Raw genomic sequence first — 24717 nt, forward strand, 5'->3', positions numbered from 1 at the left:
GACTTCTTTAATGATTTAAGGAATCAGTTTGACGGCGCTATCGGCGTTCAACCGACCAGCACCATAGCTCGTATCATAGCCTTTTTTCCCAAGATCTTTTGCCGATTTCTTGAGGATGCTTTCGACACTGCTTGCCTTCAAAGACGGCTTCAAACTGATCAAGAGACTCGCGACACCAGCGACGTGTGGCGTCGCCATCGAGGTTCCGCTACCGTACAGCAACTCCCCATCTGCGAGGTAGCTTGGAATCGAGACACCTGGTGCGACAAGGTCGAGTCCCGTCCCGTAGTTCGAGAACGAGGCTTTCGTATCTTTTCGTCCTGTCGCCCCGACCGACAAGACATATTTCGAACGAGCCGGATAAGCAATCGTTCCACGCCCTTCGTTCCCGGAAGCTGCAACGATCAGGATATTCTTCTTGACCGCTGCGGCTAATGCCGACTCAATCGATTTCGAAGAGGAACTCCCACCGAGACTCATGTTGATGACCCGAGCACCTTGTTTCGTCGCATGCTGAATGCCTTTGACGAGTCCTGACACTGAACCAGCCCCTGACTCATCGAGGACCTTGATCGGAATCAACGTCGCCATCGGATTGATGCCTGTCATCCCGTATGTGTTATTTCCTCCAGCTGCAATGACCCCAGCGACATGCGAGCCATGTCCGTTATCATCCCAGGCGCTCTTATCGCCATTGATGAAATCATAGCCAAGATCCATGCGGACTTTCCCTGCGAAGTCGGCGTAACTCGGATTGATACCAGAATCAAGGACTGCGACTTTGGTCGCAGATAACTTTTTACCTTTGATCCGTTTTTGCATGGCGACGAAACCGATATCCGCCCCTTTGAGACCTTTCTTTTGCCCCGTATTCTGCAAGGACCATTGATATTTCTGATAGGCATCGACGCCGAATGCTTGAATTGGTGCATCGAACTCTGCGAACGCGACAGCTGATGAGCGTTCGAATTTCTGTTGCGCTGCTTTCGCTTCCGCATAGGAAGCATAGACGAGTCGCTCGATTCGAAGCTCTGACGCGACCGACTCTACTTTTAAGGCGCCGAAGGCTTGCGCTCGCATTGCACCTGAGCGCGTCTGCACGAGCAGTGCCGGTTTGACCGATTGAACGGCTGCCGTCATCGATTCCTCGATGGGTTCGTAACGTGAGATGTAGGTGGGAACAGAATAACGGTCGCCCGGGTACCCTTCGAGCACTAAGTACTGTCGCCCACTCCAACTGAGCGGGAAGTAGAGCGTATCGTCCGTGACTTGGTAATAACGATTGTAGACCCGTCCCGCTTCGGCGTCCGCTTTACTTGCGAACATCGTCCCGTACGTGTTGTAATCAAGCTCGAACTCGAAGTGTGTACCTTTCGCGACAAAATCCTTCGCGTCAAAATACCAGACTGCTAATCCTTTTGAATCAAATCGTCCTGTTAAGGCACTCCCCGCTTGTTTCGAGAAGGCTGGTACTTCTTTTGCTTTCGCCAATGTCGCAGGACGAATCGTCTCTTTTTTCTCGATCGCATTGACTGGTACCGTACTACAGATCAAACCAAGTGCTAGACTTCCTGCTATCCATGTGCGCATCATCGTTCCTCCCTCTAGGTCTTTCTTACTAATACCCGGATTAGATGGAATTATGTGGAATATAGTGAAACATTGACGCAAATCATAAAAAATACCACTCTCGTGTTGAGAGTGGTGTTTGATGTTACTTGACTGTAACTGTGAATGTTTTGATGACTTTATAGTTTCCAGCTGTCGTGTACGTGACACGAATCGTCGTTTTGCCTGCTTTAATACCTCTGACGTTACCGTGTGACGAGACTTGTGCGACTTTTTTGTTCGCTGACGTATACTGAACGGATTTAATTTTATCCGTTGCTGACGTATAAGAGATACGTGTCGTCTGGTTCTTCTTCAGTGCTGCTTTTGAAGCTTTCAGCGTGACGCTGTTCGCTTTTGTTTCGATCGGCAAAACCGTCTTCAAAACAAAACCGTCTTTTAACGTGACAGTTGCTTCCACTGTCGTCTTGCCTGTTGCTTTACCTGTCAAGCGACCTTTTGAATCGACTGTCGCTTTTTTTGTATCGAGGACACGATAGTGAGTCGAAGCGATTGCTGCTTTTGAGTTTGCGATTGTCGTTTTCAAGTTCAATACTTTTCCTTGATAGACTGCACCGGCTTTAACCGTCGCGACTGGTGCTTTTGTTGCTTGCGGAACGAAGACGCCGACATATCCGTTGACTTCCGCCGTCTTAATTCCTTTGACCGGTACTGTCAAGATACCGTTCTTATCTGTGACGAGTTTCGTGTTCGTGACACCACTAGCATCGACGAAGACTTGGTTCGCGTGTGTTTTACCCATGTTGACTGGAATCGTCGTATTTAGACCTGCATTTTTCCCTATGACGGTCGCGACACCCGTGTTCCGGTCCTTCCCGAAGCGAACGCTTGAGATCAAATCTTTCCCAGCTTCTTTTGATGTGTTCGATGTATGGTAAGCAACGAACTGTTTACCGTACGCGTATTTTTTACGTACTTTTAAGAGATTCGTGATTTCGTCATAGTACGGTGTCGTTTTTGACATGTACGATGCATCGGTCTGGTAGAGATCACCGTAGTAGACCGTCGGAACTGTATTTTTGTTCGAAAGAAGGAACGCATACTGAGCGACGATATTTTCCGTCGAGTATTTCTTCGTCGGACTAGCAAGCTCTTTGTTGTAGATTGCGAGTGCTTCTGCTTCTTTTTCTTTCGTGTACAGCTTCTCAAACGACTTCGGCTGATCCGTTTTACTGTACTGGGCACCAGCCTTGATGCCGAACATATCGAGCATGATTTGGTTGACGCGGTTTTTCTCTTGGTCGTGGTTATTAACGAACGACCAGTTTGGTTGAACATCCGTCGCGCCATACCCTTCGCGGTCTACGGCTGAGAGTTTCGCAAGATCACGAAGTGGACGTTTTTGCGAAGCTTTTAGCGCTGAACGTAATGTGAAGTACAAATCAGAATCCATGATGAGTTGTTCGTTGTTGTTTGCCTTCATGTACGAACGTTGAGACGCTTTATAGCTTTCGATATAGCTCAAGTAATCTTGTTTTCCGAAATGCGCTTTCGAGATCTCTGCTTCTGCTTTTAGAATCGCTTTATCATAGTGCGACGCCGCATCGATTCGGAATCCGTCGAACTTATACGTTTCAAGCATCCACTTCATCCAGTTCTTCTGTTCCTTGATGACTTCCGGGTTCGAGTTCGCGAGGTCAACACCGACTAGGAATTCATCATTTCTTGCCATCGTGTTATTGATTTTCTGCGTCGGCGTGCCCTTTTCATCGACGAAGAGGAACTGATCTTCTGTATCGATACCAGAGTTATCGTTTTGGAACGAACGTTCTTCTGAACCATACCCATACTCCGCTTTTGTACTCATGTATTGATTGGTTAAGTCTGCAATTTTTCCATTATCCTCAGATGCTAACAAATCTTCTTTTGATGCAAAGCCATTCTTCAGCATGAACGGAAGATAATCTGTGTCTTTTGTATATTGCGTCAACATCGGCTTCCAGTTACCCTCTGATACTTCATACCAGCCATCTGTCGCGAGATACGAATCGACCGTATTGATGTGTCCCGTTTTTGCCGCTTCAAGCAACCATTCTGGCAAGTAGTTGTCCGCGTGATCGACACCAAAGAAACGATACGCTTTCCCGTCTTGATCCGTCATGATCCGTCCAAGTCCTTGCCCTTGAAGAGAGGTTCCGTTGAGATACGACTTGTTCCATTCTTTGATGTAGCCGTATTTCGCTTGTCCCATACCACCACCTTTTGTGTAAGCGAGGTAAGGAGTCGCAAGGGTCTTCGTCGTTTCGCCACCTGTGAATGGATTTGCGAATGGTTTACCTGAACCCGTCGCACGACGAACGTAAACTGCTTCCCGTTGACTTAGACCAAGCATTTGGTTCGGTACGAGATCCATTTGGACTTTGATGTGATCGTCATGCAACATATCGACCATCATCTCGAGTTGTGAGGCTTTTCCGTACTTCGTCGGAATCGTACCACCCGGTCCTTGCGGGAATTCACCGAGGTCATATCGATCGGCAATCGCATATCCTTCTAAATAACGAGCCATGTCAAATGAACGATACGCTGGTGGAAGCCAGACATCCGTCACGCCCCACGCGTTCAGTAAATCTCCTTTTTTCGCAAGCGTCCGGTACATGTTGCTTTCATACGGCTGGAAGAGGCTAAAGCTTTGGAAGATGACACGATTATCGAGTTTCTCACCTGCTGTGAATGCTTGTGCGCGTTCTGGTGCATAGGTGAGTCCACTTGTTGCGACGACTGCTGCTAACAATCCAACAGATACTTTTTTCGTTTTTCCCATGGATTAAATCTCCTTTATTTCTATATGTTTTTTAATATTTCTACCTGAATTTCCAAATAACATCACATAATTTAACATTTTATTGCGATGAATGTGAGCCTGATTTTTCAAAGTAAGTAAATAGATTTTTCGAAATGCAATCGATTGCGCTAATTCCTCGAAAAAACCTCCTTCTACCGAAGTAGAAAGAGGTTCATATTCCTTAGTTCAATCCGAGAAGAACAGCTTTCTCGTAACCACCAGTCAAGACAGAGTTGTCATACGACTGAAGATCTTTGTTGACGACGATGACGTTCGACAACGTTTTCAGCGTACCAGCTGGGACTTTGATCTTCACGATGTCCAGTCCGTTCGATACGATGTCATCTGAGTCAGCAAGCGAAATCGTTGTTCCGACCGGAAGTGCTTTTCCGTTTAAGACATAATTCGCTGTACTTGTCGCATCGTACATACCAGAGTACTGAACGCCCTCTGTGAATTTGATGCGAATGACATCTTTCTCGTTTTTCTCATTAGCAGTGACCTTAAGGATTTCAAATGGTGATAAGACTGGTGTTGGTGGTGTTTTCATGAGTTTGAAATCATGTGTCGCTGTCGCAACTGTGTTGCCGACATCATCCGAAAGTGATTTGACGACGACTTTCCACTCTTCACCGTAACCTTCCATGTCAACAAGCTTTTGTAGATTCTCGTTTGCTGCGACGCGGAAGTTTTTGTCTGTTGTATCCGTGTAATTAAGGACCGAACCATCGATTGTAACGATTTTTCCGTTTTTGTTTTTACCAATGAATTCAACAGTTGTCTTCGGAGGTAAGACTACACCATCACTATTAATGAGTGGAGTGTTGTACTCATCGAGATCACGGATTTTAACAGGCTCACTCATCATAACAACAAAATCATTACTTGGTGCTAAGCGATCAATCGTGTTAATCTCAGCACTCTTCAGATCTGGTGAATTAAGAGGAGAACCATCATAGTTCAAATCAAGCACGAATGCGTCATTCTTCTCTCCATTCGCTTCAGCCTGAATCGCATCTTTCGCGAGTGTGATGCGGAATTTATCGTTGTAGTAGTTTTCTTTCGTGTTGACGGTATCATAGATTTCCGTCCAGTCCTTCATCAACTCGATGACTGCTTCGCCCGTCTCTTTGTTATACGACGTGACATCGACATATTTGCTGAAGTCTTCATACTTCTTCGTATTCGAGTTGTAACGCTCAAACTTCAATTCATTATCAAGCAACGCTAAGATGTTCGCTTTTTTAAGACCTTTACTGAACATGAGGCGGAATTGTTCAGGCGACTCAACTACAACACCAGCTGTCGGTTTAACCGTGTCTGCTGCAACTGTGAAGTCAAGGTTTTGGGTCGTACCGATATTCGTTTCATCAGAAAGCGCTGCATAGTCGTAAATGCTTGATACTTGAAGTGAGTGTTTACCCGCTGCGAAGTAACCTTGTTTAAGACCTGGATAGTTATCTTTTAAAGTGATTTTGACTGTATCGCGTCGATCGACACCCATTTTATTATCAAATCCATAATGGAGGACATCGAAGTACTTCTCGCCATACTGACCGTCGATTTTGAAATCAGCTGTAGCAACAGATTCAGAGAATTTCACTTCGAGTTGATTCAACCCTACAGCCTTAACAGAAGTGACTTCAGGCTGACGAGCATCTGTTAACTTGAAGCTTGCTTTTGATTTGACTTCTGTATCCGTGTTGCTCGTGATTTTCGCTGTCAGCTTAACGACTGCGTTATCTTGGAGTGGTGTTTCTTTGTCCAAGATCAACTCGAATGCTTTTGGATTCGAAGGAACTGCTTTGACACCGATGACACGTTTTGTTCCCTCGAATTGTTCGATTTGGATGTTATCGTTTGCGAGGTAATCTTCTTCATGAAGACCTTGCATGACTTTATCGAGTCCAAATGATTTAAGAAGAAGTTCACGTGAGACGGCTTTATCGAGGAAAATCGTCACGCGATCTGCTTGGTTCGACTCAGCTGCAAGAACATTGATCATCTCAATTGGAGCAGGCGTTACAGCGATCGTGCTGAATTTGACTTTCGTTTCTCCAGCAATCTTACCGATTAGGTTTTTGTAGTCACCAGCTGCCGTTTCAATGATTTCTGCTTTGATGATTGCTTCGATATCTGTGTTACTGAATTCAGACGTCAACAGAACCGTCGCTTTACCGTCCTGGATCGTGACACGATCTTTCGCGAGAGCACCGAATGATGTCGACAATTTCAAGACGATATCATCTGCATTTTTATCGACTTCACCAGTCGATTTGTTTTTAAGAGCGAATGTCACTTCCGTATTATCTGCTCCGTTTGCAACGATTGTCGAAGCTTTTGGTGATACTTCTAGCATCCAAATATCTTCAACACTTTGTGTCATGAAGCTGAGCGAACCGAGATCCTTCGCGACGCCACCGACCATGATCCCTTTCGCGTCAACTGAGTAGTCTTTGCCATACTCGAGTCCTTCCACTTCAAGAACTGCTGATTTCTTGTCTGGGCTAAGTGTCGCGGATTTAACTGTCGCACCTGCGATTTTGAAGTTGTCTGCTGTGACAGAGTCAACGGCACGCGAGAATGAAACTTCGACTCTCTCTTTGCCGATTGCTTTTGCTGAAGCGAGGACTGTGCTTGCAATCGTGAAGTCCATCGCAGCTGATTTGACAGCGCCGACTTTGACGACATAGCTGTGTGTTCCTTCTGGAATACCACCTTGCGATGCCATGAACTTCCCTTTCGAGAGCGTTCCTTTCGCTACGATTGGTGTAGCTGACATGTCTTTGCCTGGGTAGATCAAGAGTTCTGCCTTCGCGCCCACTGCTGGGTACATGACGTCTGCTTTGACTGAAAGCTTCTGATCATCAACGCTTCCCATGACGTTCGAGATGTTTGCTGCCTTAACTTCGTAGTTGATGTAACCTGTTACGACAGAGTTAGCACCTTTGTACGTGTAAGCTAATTTATATTTGCCTGCTTTTGAAGTCGATGGAGTTTTGAGGTTGAACTTGCTAATTGGGCGCTTGACGATGATACCTGATTTGTATTGAACGTTGATTGTGCTTGGCAATTGAACTTTTCCGCCAACAGCAACCGGTTCGAGGACTGGTTCGATGATATCTACGACATAGTTTTGAAGTTCGACTTTAAGAACTGCTTTCTTCGTCGTACCGGCTACCTTACCGTAGAGAACTTGGTATTTGTTGATGTATTTCTTTTCGAATTTGACAGAACCGCTCCACTTGACTGAGCGCATCTCATACTTGCCGTTCGAAAGTTTGACTTTGACTTTCGTCGGAAGCGTCAATTTCTTGACTGCGTATTTCGAACCACCTGCATGTTTCATCAAGATTGGAGAGATGTATTTAACCGAGACCTTCGATGCTGCATCAGCAGCAACCGGAGCTACGACAGACGCCGTGACTGCAAGCGCAGCTGCAGCAGCGTACAATTTGTTCGTTTTCTTCGAATAACCCATGTTTACTATTCCTCCTCTTTTCTAACAAATCAAAAGCGAAAATCCCAATTTTAAATCTACAATATAAGTAAAATATAGAAATATTTTACTTTAGAGCAGTCAAAAAATTCTTTAGTCGTCTTAGGAGGAGTACGTTCTGTTTCACGTGCGATCATTCGTCTATCATCAAGACGATCTATCCGTGATTCATATGTATCCGATTGGGATGAACTAAAGACACTGCCAAAATCGCTTCAAAAAGCCATTTTTATTGTAGATTCGTGCACTCCACCATTTCGTTTTTGAGAATCGGTAAGAATGCTACACGTCAAATATACAAAACTAGGAAAGACGCCACAATAGATTTTTTGTAAAAAATAGGGGAATAGTAGTAAGATAAAATATATTTACATAGGCTGTGCATGGAAATTAATTTTTGGATTTACCCTTTTAAAGAAAACGCTTACATAGTATTAAGTTTTTGTCTTGTTTTCATTTTACTAAAATAAAGTTTGATTTCATGAGATGAAATGATCTGCTTTTTCGATCGCCCGAAGAAATGATTCACGATGTAGCCGATGCACATCATCGGCCCACATCTCGATTTTTGATCCACGTCGTTTGAGTTCAATCGGTAATCCACGACCAATCCAATCAAGTTGACGTTGCAAGACATGACGCTTTCGTCCGTCCTGTCGCTCCGCTTCCGTAAACTGGCGCAAGTACTGGAGGACATAACCGAACCCAAACTCAATCGGAATCCGCAGCTCCGCTCCCTTGTCTCGTATCCGGATGATGCCCGCCCCGTAATGAATTGCCCGGAACAACTCCTCATTGATACGCTGATACCAGGTACCTTGCGTCAGACAGTGCGGCTCTAGCGCTCCTTTTTTACCACTCGGTAAGACTGCGAAATAATCAATGACCATTCGTCTGCTCCTTTTCATCAAAAAAATAGGTGAGTCCGCGTGGGTCTCACCTATCATGACAGGTCAAATGGTACGATTGTTCGAAACTGATCCGAATCATTTCACATCATTCAACATCGAAAAAGCTTTCCGAATACGCTATACTGGATTACGGGAATGGGAGGAATGCTCGTGGCTATCATTATCTTTTGCCTCGTCTGTCTCATTGCGTATCGGATCCGCAAGCTTCCCGAAGCACTACGGACGATTTTACTCATCCTCGGTTTACTCAGTGGATGGTTCGCGCTCTTTGAGATGATCGGCTTCATCGAAGCCAATCCGTATCTGGCTGCAATCCCGATTGGACTGGGACTTGCTTACTGGTACTGGCAACGAAAAAAGAAACAAACAAACGACAAAACCCCTTCCGCCTCGTGAAGTGGGTTTTTCTTGTAGCGAAACGAAAAAAGCGATGTCTCCTATATCGGGAACATCGCTTTTTGTCTTTACGATTGAACTTTCCGTTCAACCGCCGCAATTTTTTCTTCAATCTCTAGTAACTTCAGTTCATGCTCGAGTTCAAGACGACGTTTTTTCCGTTTCAGGCGATCGAGTTCTTCTGCGAGTGACTCTGTCGACGCTTCCGGTTTCGGTGGTGCCTGTTCCATCGATTGACGGAGTGGATCGAACAGGTTCGATTTTGCGAACTGCGCTGCTTCCGGTCCGAACATGTCTTGGATGAGCGGGAGAATCTTATTCATCGCTGTACCTGGAATTTGCGACTTCTGATCAACGAGACGTTTCAGTGCCAACTCATCGACAAGGTACCCTTTTCCGTCCTGTTCAGCATGTAATTCACCTGTCCGGATCCAGCGACGGACCGTTTCTTCTGAGACGCGCAACAATTCACTAATCTGTTTTGTCGTTAACATCGTCATCCCTCTTTTCTTCTAGTAGTATCTTCACTATACACACATGTGTGCGTGTGTGTCAAAGGATACACACATCAAAAAAAGAGACCTTCCTATAGAAGGTCCCTCTGTAATGATTATGCTCCACGACGTACGAGTAACCAAAGACCCACGACAGCAAGACCTGCTCCTGTTGCTGCATATGGGAATGGCTTGTCTTCCCCAGCTTGTGGTAATGTTCCCGTTGCTGTAGTCGTCGACTGTTTTGCCGCAGCATCGACTGCTTTGACTGGCGTTTTTGTTGACGTTGGTATTGGTTTTGGTTTTGGCGTCGGCTTCGCGACCGGTTCTACTTTCGCAATTTCTGCGAGCAAGATCGTACCGAAGCTACCTTCTTCGATCGTCACACCCGCTTCCGGTGATTTCCGCTCAAAGTACTTCAACAACTCATCCACCATTTCTTGTTCTTCTGGCGTCAAGGCTTCTTCATCGTTCGCCATCAATTTCATCGCTTTTGCTTGCTGAGCGAATGACTCATAATCTTCATACATTTCTTCGTCCATATCCATCATTAAGTCATCCATGTCAAGATGGTGCATCGCTTTGACCGTGTAGCCTTCTGCGACTTCCGTCTTGACTGTGTATGTTCCTGGATCGAGCTGGATCATCATTAGATCATCTTTCGAAATCTTCTCTTGATAGACGTCTTTTCCTGTGATTGCATCCGTCACCGTATATGTCGCAGGAACTGTTCCTTCGTCATAATCTGGCTTTTGGTTGCCGTTCGCATCAAAGAAGTTGACGACAGCTAACCAATGCTCGAACATACCGTCAAGCTCTTCGTCGCCGTAGAGACCAGCATCGATCACTTCCGTTTGTCCTGCGACGAGACGGACTTTCTTCGTTCCCATGTCTTCGTCGACATCGGAATCGATCGTCCGGTCGTCACCGACGTTTTGCTCGGAATAGAAGTAGTAACCCATATCATATCCGTCGACTTCCACTTCATACGTTCCTGGGTTCAAATTCTTGAAGCTGTATGTGCCGTTCTTCGTGTAGGCTTCATCGATGACATCTTCGTTCCGATTCATCAAAGAGACGAGGATATCATCGAGACGTGTTTCCTTCTCTTGACGGATCCCGTCCTCGTTCTCATCGAACCAGATCGTTCCTTCGATCGTTGCCGTCGTCGGTGTTTCGACTGGTGTCGGTGTCGCGTCATCACCTGTCTCTGGTTTTTCGGTCGTTGGTTCTTCCGATGTCGGCTCTTCCTTGACCGGGTCTTCTTTCACAGGCTCTTCCGGTGTTGGTTCTTCCTTGACGGGTTCGTCTGTCGCTGGATCTTCTGTGACTGGCTCATCCGTCTTTGGTGTCTCTGTCGTCGGTTCGTCTGTCGTTGGTTCGTCTGTCGTCGGCTCATCTGGTGTAACGACTTTACCGAACTGGACGAGAACCGTCCGCTGTCCATCTGCTGAGACGACCTTGACGACAGGTGCCGTCTCTGCCGTAAACGTCACGACCGGTGTCTCTTCGATGTTGACATCTTCCCCTGTTACGCCGTCTTCAAAGACAAGTGCCGTCTCAGACGTGATATCGACGATGCCTGTGCCTTCAAACGTCAACGTATACGGACCTGTGCCCGTTCCTGTGACGTCCCACTCGACTGTTTCCGCATAGACCGGTAACTTCAGACCAAATGCAACGACGAGTGCCATCAAAAGTAAGCTAAGTTTTTTCATAAGTGTATGTATGCTCCTATCGTGATTTAATATTACCTCCCTAAATAGTAAACAAATCCGCCAAAAATAACCAGAATAATTCTTGAATTCCTGCTATTTTTTAATAATAAAAAAACCTCGTCCAAGGACAAGGTTTTAGATAAGCTGGCGACACGCTTCTGCACATTTCGTACAAGCTTTCGCACAAGCTTGGCAGTGGTCATGATCGTGTTTGCTACATTCAGTCGCACATGCTTCACAGATTTCTTGGCAAGCCTTCGCAAGGACCGCGACATTTGCGCTGTTTCGAGCGATCGCTTGCAGCAATAAGCTACAGATATCGGCACAATCGCGGTCGAGTCGAATACAATCTGACATATGTCCGACATGTTCCTCGTTCAGGCAGGCATCAAAACAATGATTACAGGCGAGAATACAATCCGTCAGTCGTTGCTGTACTGCGTGATCCATATTGATTCCTCCTTTGTATAGGTTTTGATTACCCTGATGACTTGAAACAAAACAAAAATAAGACAGCATTTGGAGCAAAATGCTCACCCTGCTGTCTTATTTAACGATCTCAAGCGGAATCTCGATCCCACGCCCTGCTCCTGCATCAATGATGAGGACCGGAAGACGCTGGTCATCGAAGACTTCTTTTTCAATCGTCGTATCGGACGTATAGGTCCGGATTTCCCCCATCTTCTTTGCTTGGAAGGAGACGAACGGAAACGGAATCGATTGATTGGCGACATCGAGGCGGATATCGACCTGTTGGTCATCGAGCCGAATGTCATTTGCTGTCCGGATGACGAGACGCATCCGGTCATTTTCCGTCAGCGTGACCTGTGCGGAAATGTTCTCGGTCTGCCCCGCACGCTTAACGGGATCTACGATGACCGTCGGGGAAGCGGTCTTCGCTTGTTCCGCGCGCTGACAACCCGGAATGACAAGTAAGGAAATCGCAAGAGGGATCAGCCAGCGTTTCATGTTGGCTTCACTTCATAGCAAACGTCAGTTCAGCGACACAGGCGACTTCCCCATCGACTGTGGCTGTGGCACGACCTTTACCGATTGGTCCACGGACCTTCGTCAATTCGACTTCGAGGCGGAGCTGATCCCCGGGAACGACTTGACGTTTGAAGCGACATCCTTCAATTCCTGCGAAGAAGGCAAGCTTCCCTTGGTTTTCTTCCATCTTCAGCACAGCGAAGGCACCGACTTGTGCGAGTGCTTCGACGATCAAGACGCCAGGCATGACATTGTATTCTGGGAAATGGCCATTGAAGAATTCTTCGTTCGCCGTCACGTTCTTGATTCCAACGGCACGTTTTCCCTCTTCGACTTCTAAAATGCGGTCAACGAGTAAAAACGGATACCGGTGCGGAATGACTTCCTTGATTTGTTCGATTGTATACATATTCGACAGCTCCCATCACTGATTAAAATTAAGATTTCATCCAAAAATCGGTGATGCGGGTCCATGTGTCGAGCTTTAACACATCCATTGCCTCGCCACCACCAAACGTCGCATAACCCACCATTGCACCGACGATCAGTGCTACGACGATGAGAATGAGAACGATCAGTACGCGTACGATGATCGGAACTCGGCGTGTCGAGTACGCACGAAAACGTCGCTCTGATTTGTGCTCCGGATTGCCGGTTTCCTGGTTCGAAGGCTGTTGCTTCTTCAGGCGTTCACGCGTTGGCTGATCCGTGCCTGTTTGGTTTTGTACCATCTTGATCACCTTTCATTGATTCAGTCTGAGAACAGTATAGCATATTAGTACCTGGTATTAAATAGTTCCAAATTCGCTACAAAACGTGTTCCGCAATTAGTGTAACACGACCAGACAGGCAATTTCTCTAAAAAATTTTAGTTTGTGTATATAAGGAAGCAGAAAAACAGTTTCCCACGATCTGCGGGTTTTTATGATTTTTTTAAATCCAAAATGAACTGCTCGGCGTAAGCTTTCCAGAACGACGCAGCAACGGTCCACCGGATGGCATGAAACATCACTTCAACAGTCTTTTGAAAAAAATAAAACTTCATGCAATCCAAATCGACCAGTGATGCGTAAGCTATTCAGAACAGGCAAGAAACACCTACCAAATAAACCAAAAAATGAGAGGAATGATTTCAGATGAAACACACGAAAAAATTCGCAGCATCAGCAATGGCAGCAGCACTCGTACTACCAGGAACGGCAGCATTCGCTTCCGGTGGCGGAGAAGACATGAAACAAGATGCACCGAAAAACGTCACGGTCAAAACGAAAGCCGCTGACCTTCGTGCCACACTCGATCAATTACTCTCTGAGCACTTCGTTCTTGCTGTTATGGACATGAAGAAACAATATGACGGTTCAAAAGACGCACAGTACTACGAAGCAGCACTTAAACAAAACGCACTCGACATGACACCAGCAATCGCTTCTGTCTACGGTGACGAAGGCGCGAAACAATTCGAGAAAATCTTCGTTGCTCACAACAAATATACGACAGACCTCGTCAAAGCCGTAAAAGCGGACGACCAAGACGGTATCAACGCTTCGAAGAAAGAAACAGAAGAGTTCGTGCAAGATCTCTCAAGCTTCCTCGATACAGCAACGGAAGGTAAACTCCCGAAAGCAGCAGCTGAAGAAGTTCTCCGTGCGCACGAAGCAGACGTCTACAAGACTTTCCAACAATACGCAGCGGGTGACTACGAAGGATCGTACAACACGTTCCGCGAAGGATACAGCCGCATGTATGATATCTCTAAAGCACTCTCTGTCGCAATCACAACACAGATGCCTGAGAAATTCGACAACACGAAAGCTGACTCAAAAGCAGCTGATCTTCGTTCAACACTCAACAGCCTCGCAGCTGAACACGTTGCTCTTGCAAACCTCAGCATGACAGCTGGCGTTGACCAAGCGAAAGATTACGATGCGGCAAACTGGGCTGAAGATATGCACACAGCTGACTTCAAAGCAGCCATCAAATCGATCTACGGTCAAGCCGGTGCCGATCAATTCGAACAAGTTTGGACGAAAAATCACATCGAAGCCCAAGCGAACCTTGTCACAGCAGCCGTCAATGATGATAAGAAATTGATGGGTGACGCGCAAGACATGCTCAAAATGTTCTCGAACGACTTCGGTGCATTCCTTGGTGCAGCTACAGAAGAAAACCTTCCAACAAAAGCAGCACAAGAAGCCGTATCCGGTCACGAGACGTACGTCCAAGATACATTCATGCAGTATGTGGAAGGCGACTACAAAGGTTCTGTCGACACATTCCGTGAGTCTTACGCTTACATGTACGGCGTAGGAGCTAACCTCGGTGATGCCATCGTCAAACAATCACCAGAGAAGTTCATGGATGGTACTCCAGGATCAATGCCGAACACAGGTAACGGTGGTATGAGCGATAGCAACAACACAGCTACAACAACTGGTGCGATCGCAGTATTCGGTCTTGCACTTGGAGCAGTTGGTCTTGTCCTCGCACGTAAACGTCAAAACGCCTAAGAAATTGGGTATACTCAATAACAGGATAGCGATCCGCTATCCTGTTTTTTACATAGAGGGAACCCCTTCTCTCGGAAAGGAGCTACGCGCACATGAAACGTTGGTTATTACCGGCGAGCATTCTTTTGATGGTCGCATCAGTCGGAACATTGCTGTTCCTCTTGTTCGGTCAATCAAAGCCGGACACATCGAACATCACGCAAGGTGATCCTAAAACAGAATCCGCGGCCTCTTCCGAGACGAAGGAAGATCCGCTCAAGCCGTCAGAAATCTTTAAGAAGGAGTTCAAGGATCTCTCGACTACGGAGGTCGAGCTCCCAAAACAACTCTTCATTCCGAAACATGACATCAAGACGAAGGTCGAACAAGTCGGACTCGATCAAGATGGCGCGATGGCGACACCTAAAAACGAACAACAAGCCGGTTGGTATAAGTTCGGTCCGCGTCCAGGTGATGTCGGGAACGCCGTCATTGACGGACATACCGATACGAAGACCGGTCCTGCCATCTTCTATAAACTGCATGAACTAAAAAAGGGCGATCCGGTCGAAGTGACGGACGCTTCCGGGCGTAAGCTCGTCTTTCGTGTCAAAGAGCTCATCCAGTACGATCACTTAAAAGCACCACTGAAGAAAATCTTTGGTCCAGCTGATACGCGGAATTTGAACTTAATCACGTGTATCGGAACATACGATGAGAATCAAGGAACGTATGATAACCGCCTCGTCGTTTTCACGGAATTAGACGAAAAGGCATCAGATCCCGTCAAGACACCACCAAAACCAGCGACGAACATCCGTGTCAGTGGTGGATTCATCAACTGGTATGCCTCAACAGATGAGGATGTCGTCAAATACAACATCTATCAAGAGAAGGACGGAAAACGCAAAAAACTCGGTACAACGGAATCAATCGAGCGTAAAGCATTCCCGCTCCCTAAAGATGCAACAGGTCGTTTCGTCATCACGGCAGTCAGTAAAGCCGGAATCGAATCAGAGGATGCGTTCAGCGCCGTCCAAAAATGATAGCAGAGCAGGAACCAACGGATGATTTGGTTCCTGCTTTACTTTTATCTACTACACTTCAAGTTCGTTCACTCGTTCAGAAGCATTGAAGAAGACATGCATCGCCTTGTTTTGATCTGGTTCTTTACTCGTATGTCATTTTTATAGGAGGATCGCTTCAAAAAACGTAAAAAAGACCTCTGAGCAGCTGCTCGGAGGTCTAGAATCCTGCTGTTTAATATCGGATGTGCTGTTTACTCCACCGGATCGATTCCGTGAATTGTCGGACAAGGTCTTCTGCCGGTGCCGTCAAATAATAGGCCAGTCCGTGCACTTTCTCAGACATCTGCTGGATGACGAGTCCGTCTTCAATCAGCTCCTGCAGTTGCTCGAGGATTTGCCCGTGCGACTGATCAATCCGTTGCTCGAGTTCCCCGATTGTCAATGCGCCATCACGCAAGAGATAAATGATGCTCGACTTCAAACTGTTCTCGAAGTTGTGTTGAAATTTTTGCAACGCCAGTAGATCGGCTTGTTCTTCGGTATGACGTGAATCCATCTGATTCTTGCCCCCTTCTCTTAGCTACCTTTTCAGTATGACGCACTTTTACATGAATTTCAAAACTCAATCGCGCTCCGTAATGATCGTATCGAACGTCTTTTCTTCCTCCGTAATGACCATCTTCTTCTGCGATCGGAGGTGATAGAGACGACGGATGTTTAGAATGACGACCTTCATGACAGCGTAGAACGGTACACCGAGCAAGACTCCGAAGAAACCAGCGATGTTCCCCGCGACGAGCAAGACGATGATGATCGTCAACGGATGGACATCGAGTGTCTTCCCTTGCACGAGTGGTGACATGATGTGCGAATCGATCTGTTGCGCGACCGTCATGACGATGATCGCATAAATCGCAAGGATTGGATCCTGGATGAACCCGACGATCAGTGCTGGAATGACACCGAGGACCGGACCGAGAAACGGAATGATGTTCGTCAGTGTCGCAAACAAGGCGAGTAACAACGCATAATCAATTCCGATGATGAGATATCCGATATAGGCGATGACCCCGACACCGATACTGACGATGACTTGCCCGCGGATGTAGCTCATGATCGTCACGTGGACGTCCCCGAGGATTTTTTGCGTTTCCTTATGGTACTCATACGGCATTAGCTTAACGAGATTGCCTTTAAGCTTATCACCGTCAAGCAGCATATAGATCAACATGATCGGAATGATGATGATCGTCACGACCGCTGTCGTCAGGACACTGACGAACCCACCGACACCTGTACCGATGTTCTTCAGGAACGTCGATGCATATTCCGAGATGTTCCCTGAGAACTTATTGAACAAGTTATCTGGTCCTGATAGGAAGCGTGAAAAGGCTGCACTGTTTTCGAGTTGGTCCCGGACGTCAATCAATTGACGCTGGAACTGTGTCGCAAGCGTCGGTATCGAATTGACGAACTGCGTGACCTGCTCCGACAACATCGGACCAAAGATGAAGCCGAGTGTCGTTAAAATACCGATTAAACCGACGAGCACGATTAAGACAGCAGGTCGCCGCTTCATCTTTTTCTCGAGCAACTCGACGATTGGCAACAGGACGTAATAGAGAATCCCGGCGATTGCAAGGGGTGGTACGACCATTTGAAGCAGAATTGCGATCGGTCGGAACAGGAACGTAACATGATCGCCAATCCAGACGATGATGAGCAATGTCATGACCCACCATGCGAATCGATACCATTTGTTTTCAAACATTTTTTGCATCTGACCACTTCCCTACTTAAAATGATGAAGTTCAATATCTTCTATGGTTTTTCCTTAAAACATTGCTTCTTAATCCTTATTCTTAAAAAATGTATCATTTAATATCAATTAACAAATATATGATATATTTGTTTTAGTGGTTTTTGCAGATTCAAATTTGCCGAGACCTTTAAAACTACGTAAGATGAATATATTCGGCATTTAAGCAATCTTTTTCATACATGTAAAACAGAATACGGAGGATACCCCAGTGAAATGGATTAATCGTACCATCGGTCGTCAATTGATGTTCGCCTTCTATATGGTGTTCGTCGCTCTTAGCATCACGTCTGCGATCGTCTATTTCTATACGGAACAGAAGATCGATCAAGCCAATGCAACATTTGATGATTTACGTGAACGGCGGACGAATGCGAATGCACTCGCGAACGAATGGACCGTCGCGCAAAGTAACGTCAAATCTTACTTATTGACTGGTTCACAGGAAACACTTGATCAGGTGAAGACGAATCAGCAGGAAATCAATCGTCTGACGACGTGGTTCGAAAAGTATGCAATTTATGAGCAAGGGAAAGAATATGCGACAGCGACTCGTCGCATTTATGACGATTATTTCGGCACATCGCTTCCACTTCTCAACGAATACGTCGAAGGAAAAAAGGACGGGAAGATCAATGAAGACTTTGTGACTCCTGACACGCTCGCTGCTCTTTCCAACGGGAAAGACTTGTTCACCAAAAATGGGACGTTACGCGGATCGGTCAGCTTATCAGAAGCAGACGTCGACATGACACGGATTGATACGTTGCTTTCAGATTATCTGACGTTGATCGAAAAGAAAGAAGTGGACGCGAAAAACGATCTCTTAAGCGAGATGCGTGTCGCGCAGTTCATCTGGCTGTCGAATCTCGTCGTCTTGATTCTCGTCCTCTTATCTCTCGTGCGTCCGTTCATCAGTCGCGTCACGAAACAGGTCAATACGCTATCCCACGACAGTGCTCTACTTGCATCAGGGGAAGACATCCAAGCAATTCCGTTACCAAAACGCAAGGATGAACTGCATACGCTAACGGCATCGTTCAATCAGATGGCGGCTTCGATCGCGGACAATAAAGTCCATATGCTCGCGAAGAACGAAGAACTCCAAGCGCAACAGGAAGAACTCGTCGCGCAGCAAGAAGAATTGCAAGCGCAGCAGGAAGAACTCGAGGAAGCACTTGATATCACGCTTCGGAGTGAACAACACCTTAAGTATCGTAACGAACTGACTGAGACGCTTGCTTCTCGTGAGACGTTGACGGCTTATCCGGAAATCATCGAGAAACTCGTCTCCATCACGCATTCTGAAATCGGTGCCCTCTTGTTCCTCGATCAACAGGAAGTCCGCTCGACGATCGATTACGGGATGACAGAAGAGATGGTCGGTCGTCTCGTCTCTGATGATCAGTCACTCCTGCACCGGGCACGTCTTCTGAAGCGTCCTGTGCACTCATCGAAACAGGTAGCGCACGAAAGCCCGCTTCCGTACCCGTACTATATGTATGAAGTCGCGGTTCCGGTCCTTGATCCGTCAAAAGAGCATATGATCGCCTGCATCTATCTCGTTCGTTATCGTGATGCCTTCACGACCGAGCAGATGAGCGACATCTTGTCGTTCTCGCATCAATTGTCGCTCTCCCTCCTACGGATGGGGATCTATGAGGAAATGATCCGCGAGAAGAACAAGACGACGCAACTGTTGAACTCGATTCGGGAAGCTGTCGTCTACATCGAACATGAGACGGATGAGTTGCTCGTCAACGAACCCCTCATGACGTTGTTTCCGGAAGTCCCGACAACGTTCGAAGACGAAGAACGCTCTGCCTTCGAACAAGCGATGCAGGCACTCGCTGACATCATTGACGAACCGGCAGCGTTCGAACGTTACATTGAACAGATCGTCGAACTCGATTTACCGAAAGACAGCTTGATTGTCTCGATCCGCAAGCATAGTACTTACATCCAGATCTACGCGGAGAAGATCGAGGTAGACGGTATGTGGGTCGGTACGATGCTCGTTCTCCGCGACGTGACGAAAGAAACGGAAGCCGAGCGGATGAAGGAAGAGTTCGTCTCGACCGTCTCGCATGAGTTACGGACACCGCTCTCTTCGATCTATGGCTTCACGGAGCTGATGCTCAACAAACGGTTCGAGGAGGAACGGCAACGGAAGTACCTCCAGACGATCCACTCCGAGACTGGTCGCCTGACGACACTCGTCAACGACTTCCTCGACGTCCAGCGCATGGAGTCGAGTGAACACCGATATGAGATGACGACGTTTGATGTCGTCGAACTCGCCCAGGACTTGATCGAGTTCTATGATGTCTCGCATGAGACGCATACGATTGATTTTGAGGCTCGTGGACCGATCATGATTGACGGGGATGCGGAAAAGATGAAACAGTTGCTGAACAACCTGCTCAGCAACGCCGTCAAGTACTCGCCGAGCGGTGGTACAGTCTTGATACGGATTACAAATGAACTTGGTTTCGCTCAAATCCGTATCCAAGATGAAGGCATCGGGATTCCGCAAGACGCCCTTCCAAAATTGTTCGATAAATTCTACCGTGTCGATAACTCCGAGACACGCAAAATTGGCGGAACCGGTCTTGGTCTATCGATCTGTAAGGAGATCGTCAAGCACCACAACGGAACGATTGACGTCGAATCCGTCGTCGGTGTCGGATCGACCTTTACGATTCGTTTCCCGATCGCCGTCATCTCGACCATCCTCACGTATGAAGATTAATCACGCGACCGTTCACATCATGTGGACGGTCTTTTTTTCGTTAGATTTGGCGAAGCGCGGGGTATAGTCAAAAGCGCATCATGATAAGGAGGAATCGACATGCAACTCGGATGGATTGGCTTAGGACATATGGGTGTACCGATGGCAAAACGTTTAATTGATGGCGGTCATGATTTGCTCGTCTATAATCGGACGTATGAAAAGACTGCTCCGTTGACAGAATTAGGAGCAACAGCTGTCAAAGAAATACAGGACGTGGTACGTCAGAGCGACATTCTCTTCGTCATGTTAGCGGACGGACCTGCCGTCGCGTCCGTTCTCGAAAGTATCCAAGAGAACCTCACAGGTAAGACAATCGTTAACTTAAGTACAATCTCCCCAGAAGAAACGAAGGAGATGGCTCGTCTCGTCGAAAAGAATGACGGCACGTATCTGGAATCGCCTGTCTCGGGCTCCGTTCCGGTCGCAGAAAACGGTCAGCTCGTCCTGCTTGCCGGTGGTGACGCGAACGTCGTCGCGACTTGTCAGCCGTATCTTGAGCTACTTGGCAAGGAAACGATTCATTTTGGACCACATGGCTCAGGCAGTGCGGCGAAGCTCGCCATCAATTTATTGCTCGCAGTCGTCGGTCAAGGGGTCGCGGAGACATTACTGCTTGGAGAAGGTGCCGGGCTCGAAAAAGAGAAGCTGATCCAGATGATCAGTGCTTCCGGGATGAACACTCCCCTCTTCAGCGGTAAACGTGACATGTACCGGAAGAACGACTTCCCGTCTGCTTTCCCGCTCCGCTTGATGGCAAAGGATCTTGGACTCATCACGGCAGAAGCGAGACGACAAAAGCTTGAGCTACCCCTTGCGCAAGCAACGGACGCTAGCTACACTAATGCGAAACCCGCTTACGGCGACGCGGACATGGCTGCGATCTATCTTGCGTTACAGGAAAAATAATGAAAAGGGTGATACCTCTCTTGCGAGAAGCATCACCCTTTTGTGATGTTTTATTTCAGTGACGTGACGATCCCCATCATCTGATCACTCGTCATCAACGCTTTCGAGTTAAACTGATACGCCCGCTGGAGTTGCGTCAAGTTCGTCATCTCAAGCGCCATATCGACGTTCGATGTCTCAAGCCGACCGACCGTCAACGGATTCCCTGTCGCGTTCTGGTATTGTCCGGTTGCTGTGAACAAGCCACCCCCGACTTCCGTCAGCTCTCCGTAGTTCGGGATGTCCGCGACACCCACTCGAGCGAGGACACGACGATCCCCGTTTAAGATGCCGGTGATGTTGCCGTCCTTGTTCAGTTCAATCTCGGTCGCGTTCGCCGGTAAGACGATTGGATCATTCGCCTGGTTGATGACGGAGCGCCCGGCATCGTCCGTCAACAGAACTTGTCCGTTCTCTTGCGGCGACAACTGGAAGTTTCCGTCCCGCGTAAACTTCGTCACGCCATCCGTATCGATGACACCGAAGAAATGGTGCGGGTTTCCGAGTGCCGCATCGAGTTTTCGATCCGTCGTCCGGAATGTTCCGACGCCAAAACGTGTCGCTTCGTTCGCGACATAACCACCAACGCCGAGTCGAAGACCCTCTGGCGTCGTCAAGGGACCTGGTGTGAAGCCTGTCGCTTGGTTATTGATGTTACGGACGAGCAGTTCATTGAACTGAGCATCCCGCCGTTTATAGCCGTTCGTATCCACATTGGCAAGGTTTTGCCCGGTCGTATCAAGCTGTTTTTGTAATTGTCCCATCGTACTTGCGGATGTATAGATTGATTGCATCATATCCTCCTATTAGCGAACGCGTCCGATTTCGGAAACAGCTTTTTCCGCTGTCCGGTCGTACGCTTGAATGACTTTTTGATTGGCTTCGAACTGACGCAGACCAGCATTCATCTCCGCCATCGTCTGTTCAATCTCGACATTTCCGAGTTCGAGTACACCTTGATCGACTCGGACGTTTCCGGCATTCAATGGATTGGTTGACCGGAATAGACCATTCCCTGTCCGTTCGAGCGTCTCCGGTTGATCCGTTACGACGAGACCGAGATTGCCGATCGCTTGACCATTTCCATCCGTGACGGCTCCGTCCGCGTCAACTTTGAAGTCCTCATTGACGACGTCGAGTGGTTGCCCGTTCGTATCAAGAACGAGATCATTCTCTGTCGTCCGGAGTAGACCGTCTTGTCCGACGGCAAACTGTCCGTTCGTCGTATAAAGCGTCTCTTCCTCTTCTGTCAACGGATCCCGGTGACGAATCGTGAAGAGCGGTGCTCCTTCAAGTGAACTGATTTGTAGATCGGTCGCATTGCCTGTCTCAGTGATCGAACCTTGCGTGAAGTTCGGGGTCGCTGCCTGCATGAAGACACCGGTCGCGAGTTTCCCGACCGTCGCGACTCCTCGCACACCCGTCCGTTCATTGTTTGCTGTTTGCTGGATCAGCATCTCTGGAAACGTCCGGAGTGACGCTTGATCAGCGCGGAAGCCCGGCGTCCGCGCATTCGCCAAGTTGTTACTGAGCATTTCCTGTTGACGTTGTAATGCCTGCATCGCATTCGACGCCGTGTACATTCCTCGTAGCATGCGTTCCATCTCCTCATTGACTTCATGTTCAATTCTTTCCTTTCAGTATATCGGTCGACCGAAGAGGAATTATGAGCTTTTTTGAACAAAACGGTAATATCCAACAGAGATGCATCGAAAGACCTACCTCAATTACATAATTCGCTTTTCCATAGTTTACATATTGAAAATTGACAAATTTTGTTATACTTTAGATAATAATTTAAAGATACTTAAGGTGAATCCTATGAAAAAAAGCTTCCGTTCCCCAAACACAGTCTAGGAAATGGAAGCTTCTCATTAGTTATTCGGATTTTTCTTTAAAACAGCCGTTTGTGTTCGCTCTAGCACCGCATTCGTGATGACGATCAAGCCAGTAAAGAGGAACAGCGCTTCAAAACCAAAGTGACCGGCAATCTGTCCACCTGCGAGTGGTCCGAGGAAGTTCCCCATGAACTGCGCGGACTGGTTATATCCAAAGATCCGTCCCGATGCATTCGCTGGCGTATTCTTCCGTAACAAGGTTTGGACAGATGGCAGCAGTGCTGCTGTCGCAAAACCGATCCCCATCCGTAAGACGATCAATTGACTTGTATCCGTGACGAATGCTTGCGGAATCAAGAAAGCTGCAAAGACGAGTAACGCAAAGAATAAGACACGCTCAGCGCCAATCTTATCGGATAGACGACCCAGTCGTTGTGCAGCGATCAGTGCCGCAATCCCTGGTGCCGAAGCAACAATTCCAGATAACAAGGCGAGTCGTTCGGTACCGGGACTGAGTTCCCGCACGTACAGCGACAGAATTGGACTAATTGATTGTGCCGCGAACTGAATCAGGAACGTCGTCAAGAAGAGGCTTAAAATGAGTTCCGGATGGCGAAGTGACTGGATGATTTCTTTCGCAGACGCCATCTTTTTGACTTCCAGTGGGACGAATTCTTCTTTGACGAAGAAGTAGGTCACGAGGAAGGTAATGAAGAGCGGAACGCTCGTAAAGAGAAAAACGGGTCGAAGCCCAACAACGTCGGCGAGGAATCCTCCAATGAGAGGTCCTAGCAATCCACCGGCAATCCCACCGGTCGACAGGGTGCCGAGCGCCCAGCCACTTTTCTCTTTTGGGGTTTGGGAAGCAACCATTGTAATCCCGGCTGAGATGAATCCGGATACGGCTCCCATGACAAGACGCAGGAATACGAGTTGATACACGTCTTGAACGAAACTGATTAAGAACATGACGATCGACATACCAAGACTTGCTCGGAGTAGCATGAGCTTACGCCCTTTTCGATCGGCAAGACGTCCCCAAATCGGTGAGACGATCGCAGCGACGAGGAAGGTAGCACCAAAGGCGATCCCGGACCACGTCGTAATATCTTGTCGGCCGTCGACACCGAGCTCTTCAATGAATAAGGGCAAAAACGGTAAAACGAGACTAAGAGCGGCGGCAGTCAAAAAACTACCGAACCAGACGACTACTAAATTTCTTTTCCACAATGGCATTGTGGCATCACTTCCTTTTATTTGGCAATTCGTTTCAATATAACAACTTTCAATATACACTTCACAATGTGAAATGTCTAGGATTTGAACTGTCAAAGTGTAGAACAGGACCTTTGATGCATATAAGTGAATGCGCAACGACCGATAGT

The 24717-nt window shown here is 47.4% G+C and carries 20 protein-coding genes; 5 read left to right on the top strand and 15 right to left on the bottom strand.

Going from position 1 to position 24717, the window contains the following annotated elements:
• Positions 1-15: 15 nt before the first annotated feature.
• From B3S86_RS11965 to B3S86_RS11980, 4 genes are all read right to left on the bottom strand, one after another.
• On the bottom strand, positions 16-1590 hold the full coding sequence (locus tag B3S86_RS11965) for a S8 family peptidase (RefSeq protein WP_290752901.1): 1575 nt from the start codon (positions 1588-1590) through the stop codon (positions 16-18).
• A gap of 124 nt (positions 1591-1714) precedes the next feature.
• Positions 1715-4393, bottom strand: a complete 2679-nt coding sequence (locus B3S86_RS11970) for a glycoside hydrolase family 70 protein (RefSeq protein WP_290752904.1) — start codon at positions 4391-4393, stop codon at positions 1715-1717.
• A 202-nt stretch (positions 4394-4595) separates the two neighbouring features.
• Positions 4596-7895, bottom strand: coding sequence for a hypothetical protein (locus B3S86_RS11975; protein WP_290752907.1), 3300 nt, complete (start codon positions 7893-7895; stop codon positions 4596-4598).
• Between the two features lie 497 nt (positions 7896-8392).
• Entirely contained in the window at positions 8393-8803 is a 411-nt protein-coding gene (locus tag B3S86_RS11980; RefSeq protein WP_056064263.1) for a hypothetical protein, read from the bottom strand.
• Between the two features lie 165 nt (positions 8804-8968).
• On the opposite strand from B3S86_RS11980, the gene B3S86_RS11985 reads away from it, so the two are divergent.
• The gene (locus B3S86_RS11985) at positions 8969-9220 is read left to right on the top strand and encodes a hypothetical protein (protein ID WP_231496907.1); all 252 of its coding nucleotides are present in this window, start codon (positions 8969-8971) and stop codon (positions 9218-9220) included.
• A gap of 68 nt (positions 9221-9288) precedes the next feature.
• On the opposite strand, the gene B3S86_RS11990 is transcribed toward B3S86_RS11985, so the two are convergent.
• From B3S86_RS11990 to B3S86_RS12015, 6 genes are all read right to left on the bottom strand, one after another.
• A complete protein-coding gene (locus B3S86_RS11990; protein WP_035410570.1) occupies positions 9289-9714 on the bottom strand; it encodes a helix-turn-helix domain-containing protein in 426 nt (141 codons plus the stop codon).
• A 116-nt stretch (positions 9715-9830) separates the two neighbouring features.
• Positions 9831-11432, bottom strand: a complete 1602-nt coding sequence (locus tag B3S86_RS11995) for an SdrD B-like domain-containing protein (RefSeq protein ID WP_290752915.1) — start codon at positions 11430-11432, stop codon at positions 9831-9833.
• Positions 11433-11567: 135 nt separating this feature from the next.
• Complete coding sequence (locus tag B3S86_RS12000) at positions 11568-11882, bottom strand: four-helix bundle copper-binding protein (protein WP_290752918.1); 315 nt, start codon at positions 11880-11882, stop codon at positions 11568-11570.
• Between the two features lie 96 nt (positions 11883-11978).
• Positions 11979-12401, bottom strand: a complete 423-nt coding sequence (locus B3S86_RS12005; protein WP_035410579.1) for a hypothetical protein — start codon at positions 12399-12401, stop codon at positions 11979-11981.
• Between the two features lie 7 nt (positions 12402-12408).
• Positions 12409-12831 carry a 3-hydroxyacyl-ACP dehydratase FabZ gene (gene fabZ / locus B3S86_RS12010; protein WP_029342716.1) on the bottom strand — a complete coding sequence of 141 codons (423 nt, stop codon included), beginning with the start codon at positions 12829-12831 and terminating at the stop codon, positions 12409-12411.
• A 28-nt stretch (positions 12832-12859) separates the two neighbouring features.
• Positions 12860-13153, bottom strand: a complete 294-nt coding sequence (locus B3S86_RS12015; protein WP_035410582.1) for a DNA-directed RNA polymerase subunit beta — start codon at positions 13151-13153, stop codon at positions 12860-12862.
• A 405-nt stretch (positions 13154-13558) separates the two neighbouring features.
• Between B3S86_RS12015 and B3S86_RS12020 the strand changes: the two genes are divergently transcribed.
• Together B3S86_RS12020 and B3S86_RS12025 are read left to right on the top strand one after the other, a co-directional pair.
• Positions 13559-14929 carry a copper amine oxidase gene (locus B3S86_RS12020; protein WP_290752924.1) on the top strand — a complete coding sequence of 457 codons (1371 nt, stop codon included), beginning with the start codon at positions 13559-13561 and terminating at the stop codon, positions 14927-14929.
• 92 nt (positions 14930-15021) lie between these two features.
• On the top strand, positions 15022-15954 hold the full coding sequence (locus tag B3S86_RS12025; RefSeq protein WP_290752927.1) for a class F sortase: 933 nt from the start codon (positions 15022-15024) through the stop codon (positions 15952-15954).
• 214 nt (positions 15955-16168) lie between these two features.
• Here B3S86_RS12025 and B3S86_RS12030 read toward each other — a convergent pair whose 3' ends face one another.
• Together B3S86_RS12030 and B3S86_RS12035 are read right to left on the bottom strand one after the other, a co-directional pair.
• Positions 16169-16492, bottom strand: coding sequence for a winged helix-turn-helix transcriptional regulator (locus B3S86_RS12030; protein ID WP_035410591.1), 324 nt, complete (start codon positions 16490-16492; stop codon positions 16169-16171).
• A 66-nt stretch (positions 16493-16558) separates the two neighbouring features.
• On the bottom strand, positions 16559-17716 hold the full coding sequence (locus B3S86_RS12035; protein WP_290752931.1) for an AI-2E family transporter: 1158 nt from the start codon (positions 17714-17716) through the stop codon (positions 16559-16561).
• Positions 17717-17966: 250 nt separating this feature from the next.
• Between B3S86_RS12035 and B3S86_RS12040 the strand changes: the two genes are divergently transcribed.
• Together B3S86_RS12040 and B3S86_RS12045 are read left to right on the top strand one after the other, a co-directional pair.
• Positions 17967-20507, top strand: a complete 2541-nt coding sequence (locus B3S86_RS12040; protein WP_290752934.1) for an ATP-binding protein — start codon at positions 17967-17969, stop codon at positions 20505-20507.
• Between the two features lie 99 nt (positions 20508-20606).
• Positions 20607-21455 (top strand): NAD(P)-dependent oxidoreductase, encoded by an 849-nt coding sequence (locus B3S86_RS12045; protein ID WP_290752936.1) that lies wholly within the window; start codon positions 20607-20609, stop codon positions 21453-21455.
• Positions 21456-21505: 50 nt separating this feature from the next.
• Here the strand turns inward: B3S86_RS12045 and B3S86_RS12050 are convergent, their stop codons facing one another.
• The 3 genes from B3S86_RS12050 to B3S86_RS12060 form a co-directional block, all read right to left on the bottom strand.
• Positions 21506-22291: a flagellar hook-basal body protein gene (locus B3S86_RS12050; RefSeq protein WP_290752939.1), complete on the bottom strand. Its 786-nt coding sequence runs from the start codon at positions 22289-22291 to the stop codon at positions 21506-21508.
• Between the two features lie 9 nt (positions 22292-22300).
• Complete coding sequence (locus B3S86_RS12055; RefSeq protein WP_035410606.1) at positions 22301-23089, bottom strand: flagellar hook-basal body protein; 789 nt, start codon at positions 23087-23089, stop codon at positions 22301-22303.
• Between the two features lie 279 nt (positions 23090-23368).
• Complete coding sequence (locus B3S86_RS12060) at positions 23369-24568, bottom strand: multidrug efflux MFS transporter (RefSeq protein ID WP_290752944.1); 1200 nt, start codon at positions 24566-24568, stop codon at positions 23369-23371.
• Positions 24569-24717 lie beyond the last annotated feature (149 nt).

The organism is Exiguobacterium sp. UBA3968 (assembly GCF_002385115.1).
In the GTDB taxonomy this organism is placed as follows: Bacteria; Bacillota; Bacilli; order Exiguobacteriales; family Exiguobacteriaceae; genus Exiguobacterium_A.

Excerpts from the sequence above, each read along its gene's own strand:
- B3S86_RS11980 (WP_056064263.1), bottom strand. The coding sequence starts at position 8,803 with ATGGTCATTGATTATTTCGCAGTCTTACCGAGTGGTAAAAAAGGAGCG.
- B3S86_RS11970 (WP_290752904.1), bottom strand. The coding sequence starts at position 4,393 with ATGGGAAAAACGAAAAAAGTATCTGTTGGATTGTTAGCAGCAGTCGTC.
- B3S86_RS12050 (WP_290752939.1), bottom strand. The coding sequence starts at position 22,291 with ATGATGCAATCAATCTATACATCCGCAAGTACGATGGGACAATTACAA.
- B3S86_RS12000 (WP_290752918.1), bottom strand. The coding sequence starts at position 11,882 with ATGGATCACGCAGTACAGCAACGACTGACGGATTGTATTCTCGCCTGT.
- B3S86_RS12030 (WP_035410591.1), bottom strand. The coding sequence starts at position 16,492 with ATGGATTCACGTCATACCGAAGAACAAGCCGATCTACTGGCGTTGCAA.
- B3S86_RS12055 (WP_035410606.1), bottom strand. The coding sequence starts at position 23,089 with ATGCTACGAGGAATGTACACGGCGTCGAATGCGATGCAGGCATTACAA.
- B3S86_RS12045 (WP_290752936.1), top strand. The coding sequence starts at position 20,607 with ATGCAACTCGGATGGATTGGCTTAGGACATATGGGTGTACCGATGGCA.
- B3S86_RS12015 (WP_035410582.1), bottom strand. The coding sequence starts at position 13,153 with ATGGTACAAAACCAAACAGGCACGGATCAGCCAACGCGTGAACGCCTG.
- B3S86_RS12035 (WP_290752931.1), bottom strand. The coding sequence starts at position 17,716 with ATGCAAAAAATGTTTGAAAACAAATGGTATCGATTCGCATGGTGGGTC.
- B3S86_RS11965 (WP_290752901.1), bottom strand. The coding sequence starts at position 1,590 with ATGCGCACATGGATAGCAGGAAGTCTAGCACTTGGTTTGATCTGTAGT.
- B3S86_RS12020 (WP_290752924.1), top strand. The coding sequence starts at position 13,559 with ATGAAACACACGAAAAAATTCGCAGCATCAGCAATGGCAGCAGCACTC.
- B3S86_RS11995 (WP_290752915.1), bottom strand. The coding sequence starts at position 11,432 with ATGAAAAAACTTAGCTTACTTTTGATGGCACTCGTCGTTGCATTTGGT.
- B3S86_RS11975 (WP_290752907.1), bottom strand. The coding sequence starts at position 7,895 with ATGGGTTATTCGAAGAAAACGAACAAATTGTACGCTGCTGCAGCTGCG.
- fabZ (WP_029342716.1), bottom strand. The coding sequence starts at position 12,831 with ATGTATACAATCGAACAAATCAAGGAAGTCATTCCGCACCGGTATCCG.
- B3S86_RS12005 (WP_035410579.1), bottom strand. The coding sequence starts at position 12,401 with ATGAAACGCTGGCTGATCCCTCTTGCGATTTCCTTACTTGTCATTCCG.
- B3S86_RS11985 (WP_231496907.1), top strand. The coding sequence starts at position 8,969 with ATGCTCGTGGCTATCATTATCTTTTGCCTCGTCTGTCTCATTGCGTAT.
- B3S86_RS12025 (WP_290752927.1), top strand. The coding sequence starts at position 15,022 with ATGAAACGTTGGTTATTACCGGCGAGCATTCTTTTGATGGTCGCATCA.
- B3S86_RS11990 (WP_035410570.1), bottom strand. The coding sequence starts at position 9,714 with ATGTTAACGACAAAACAGATTAGTGAATTGTTGCGCGTCTCAGAAGAA.
- B3S86_RS12060 (WP_290752944.1), bottom strand. The coding sequence starts at position 24,568 with ATGCCATTGTGGAAAAGAAATTTAGTAGTCGTCTGGTTCGGTAGTTTT.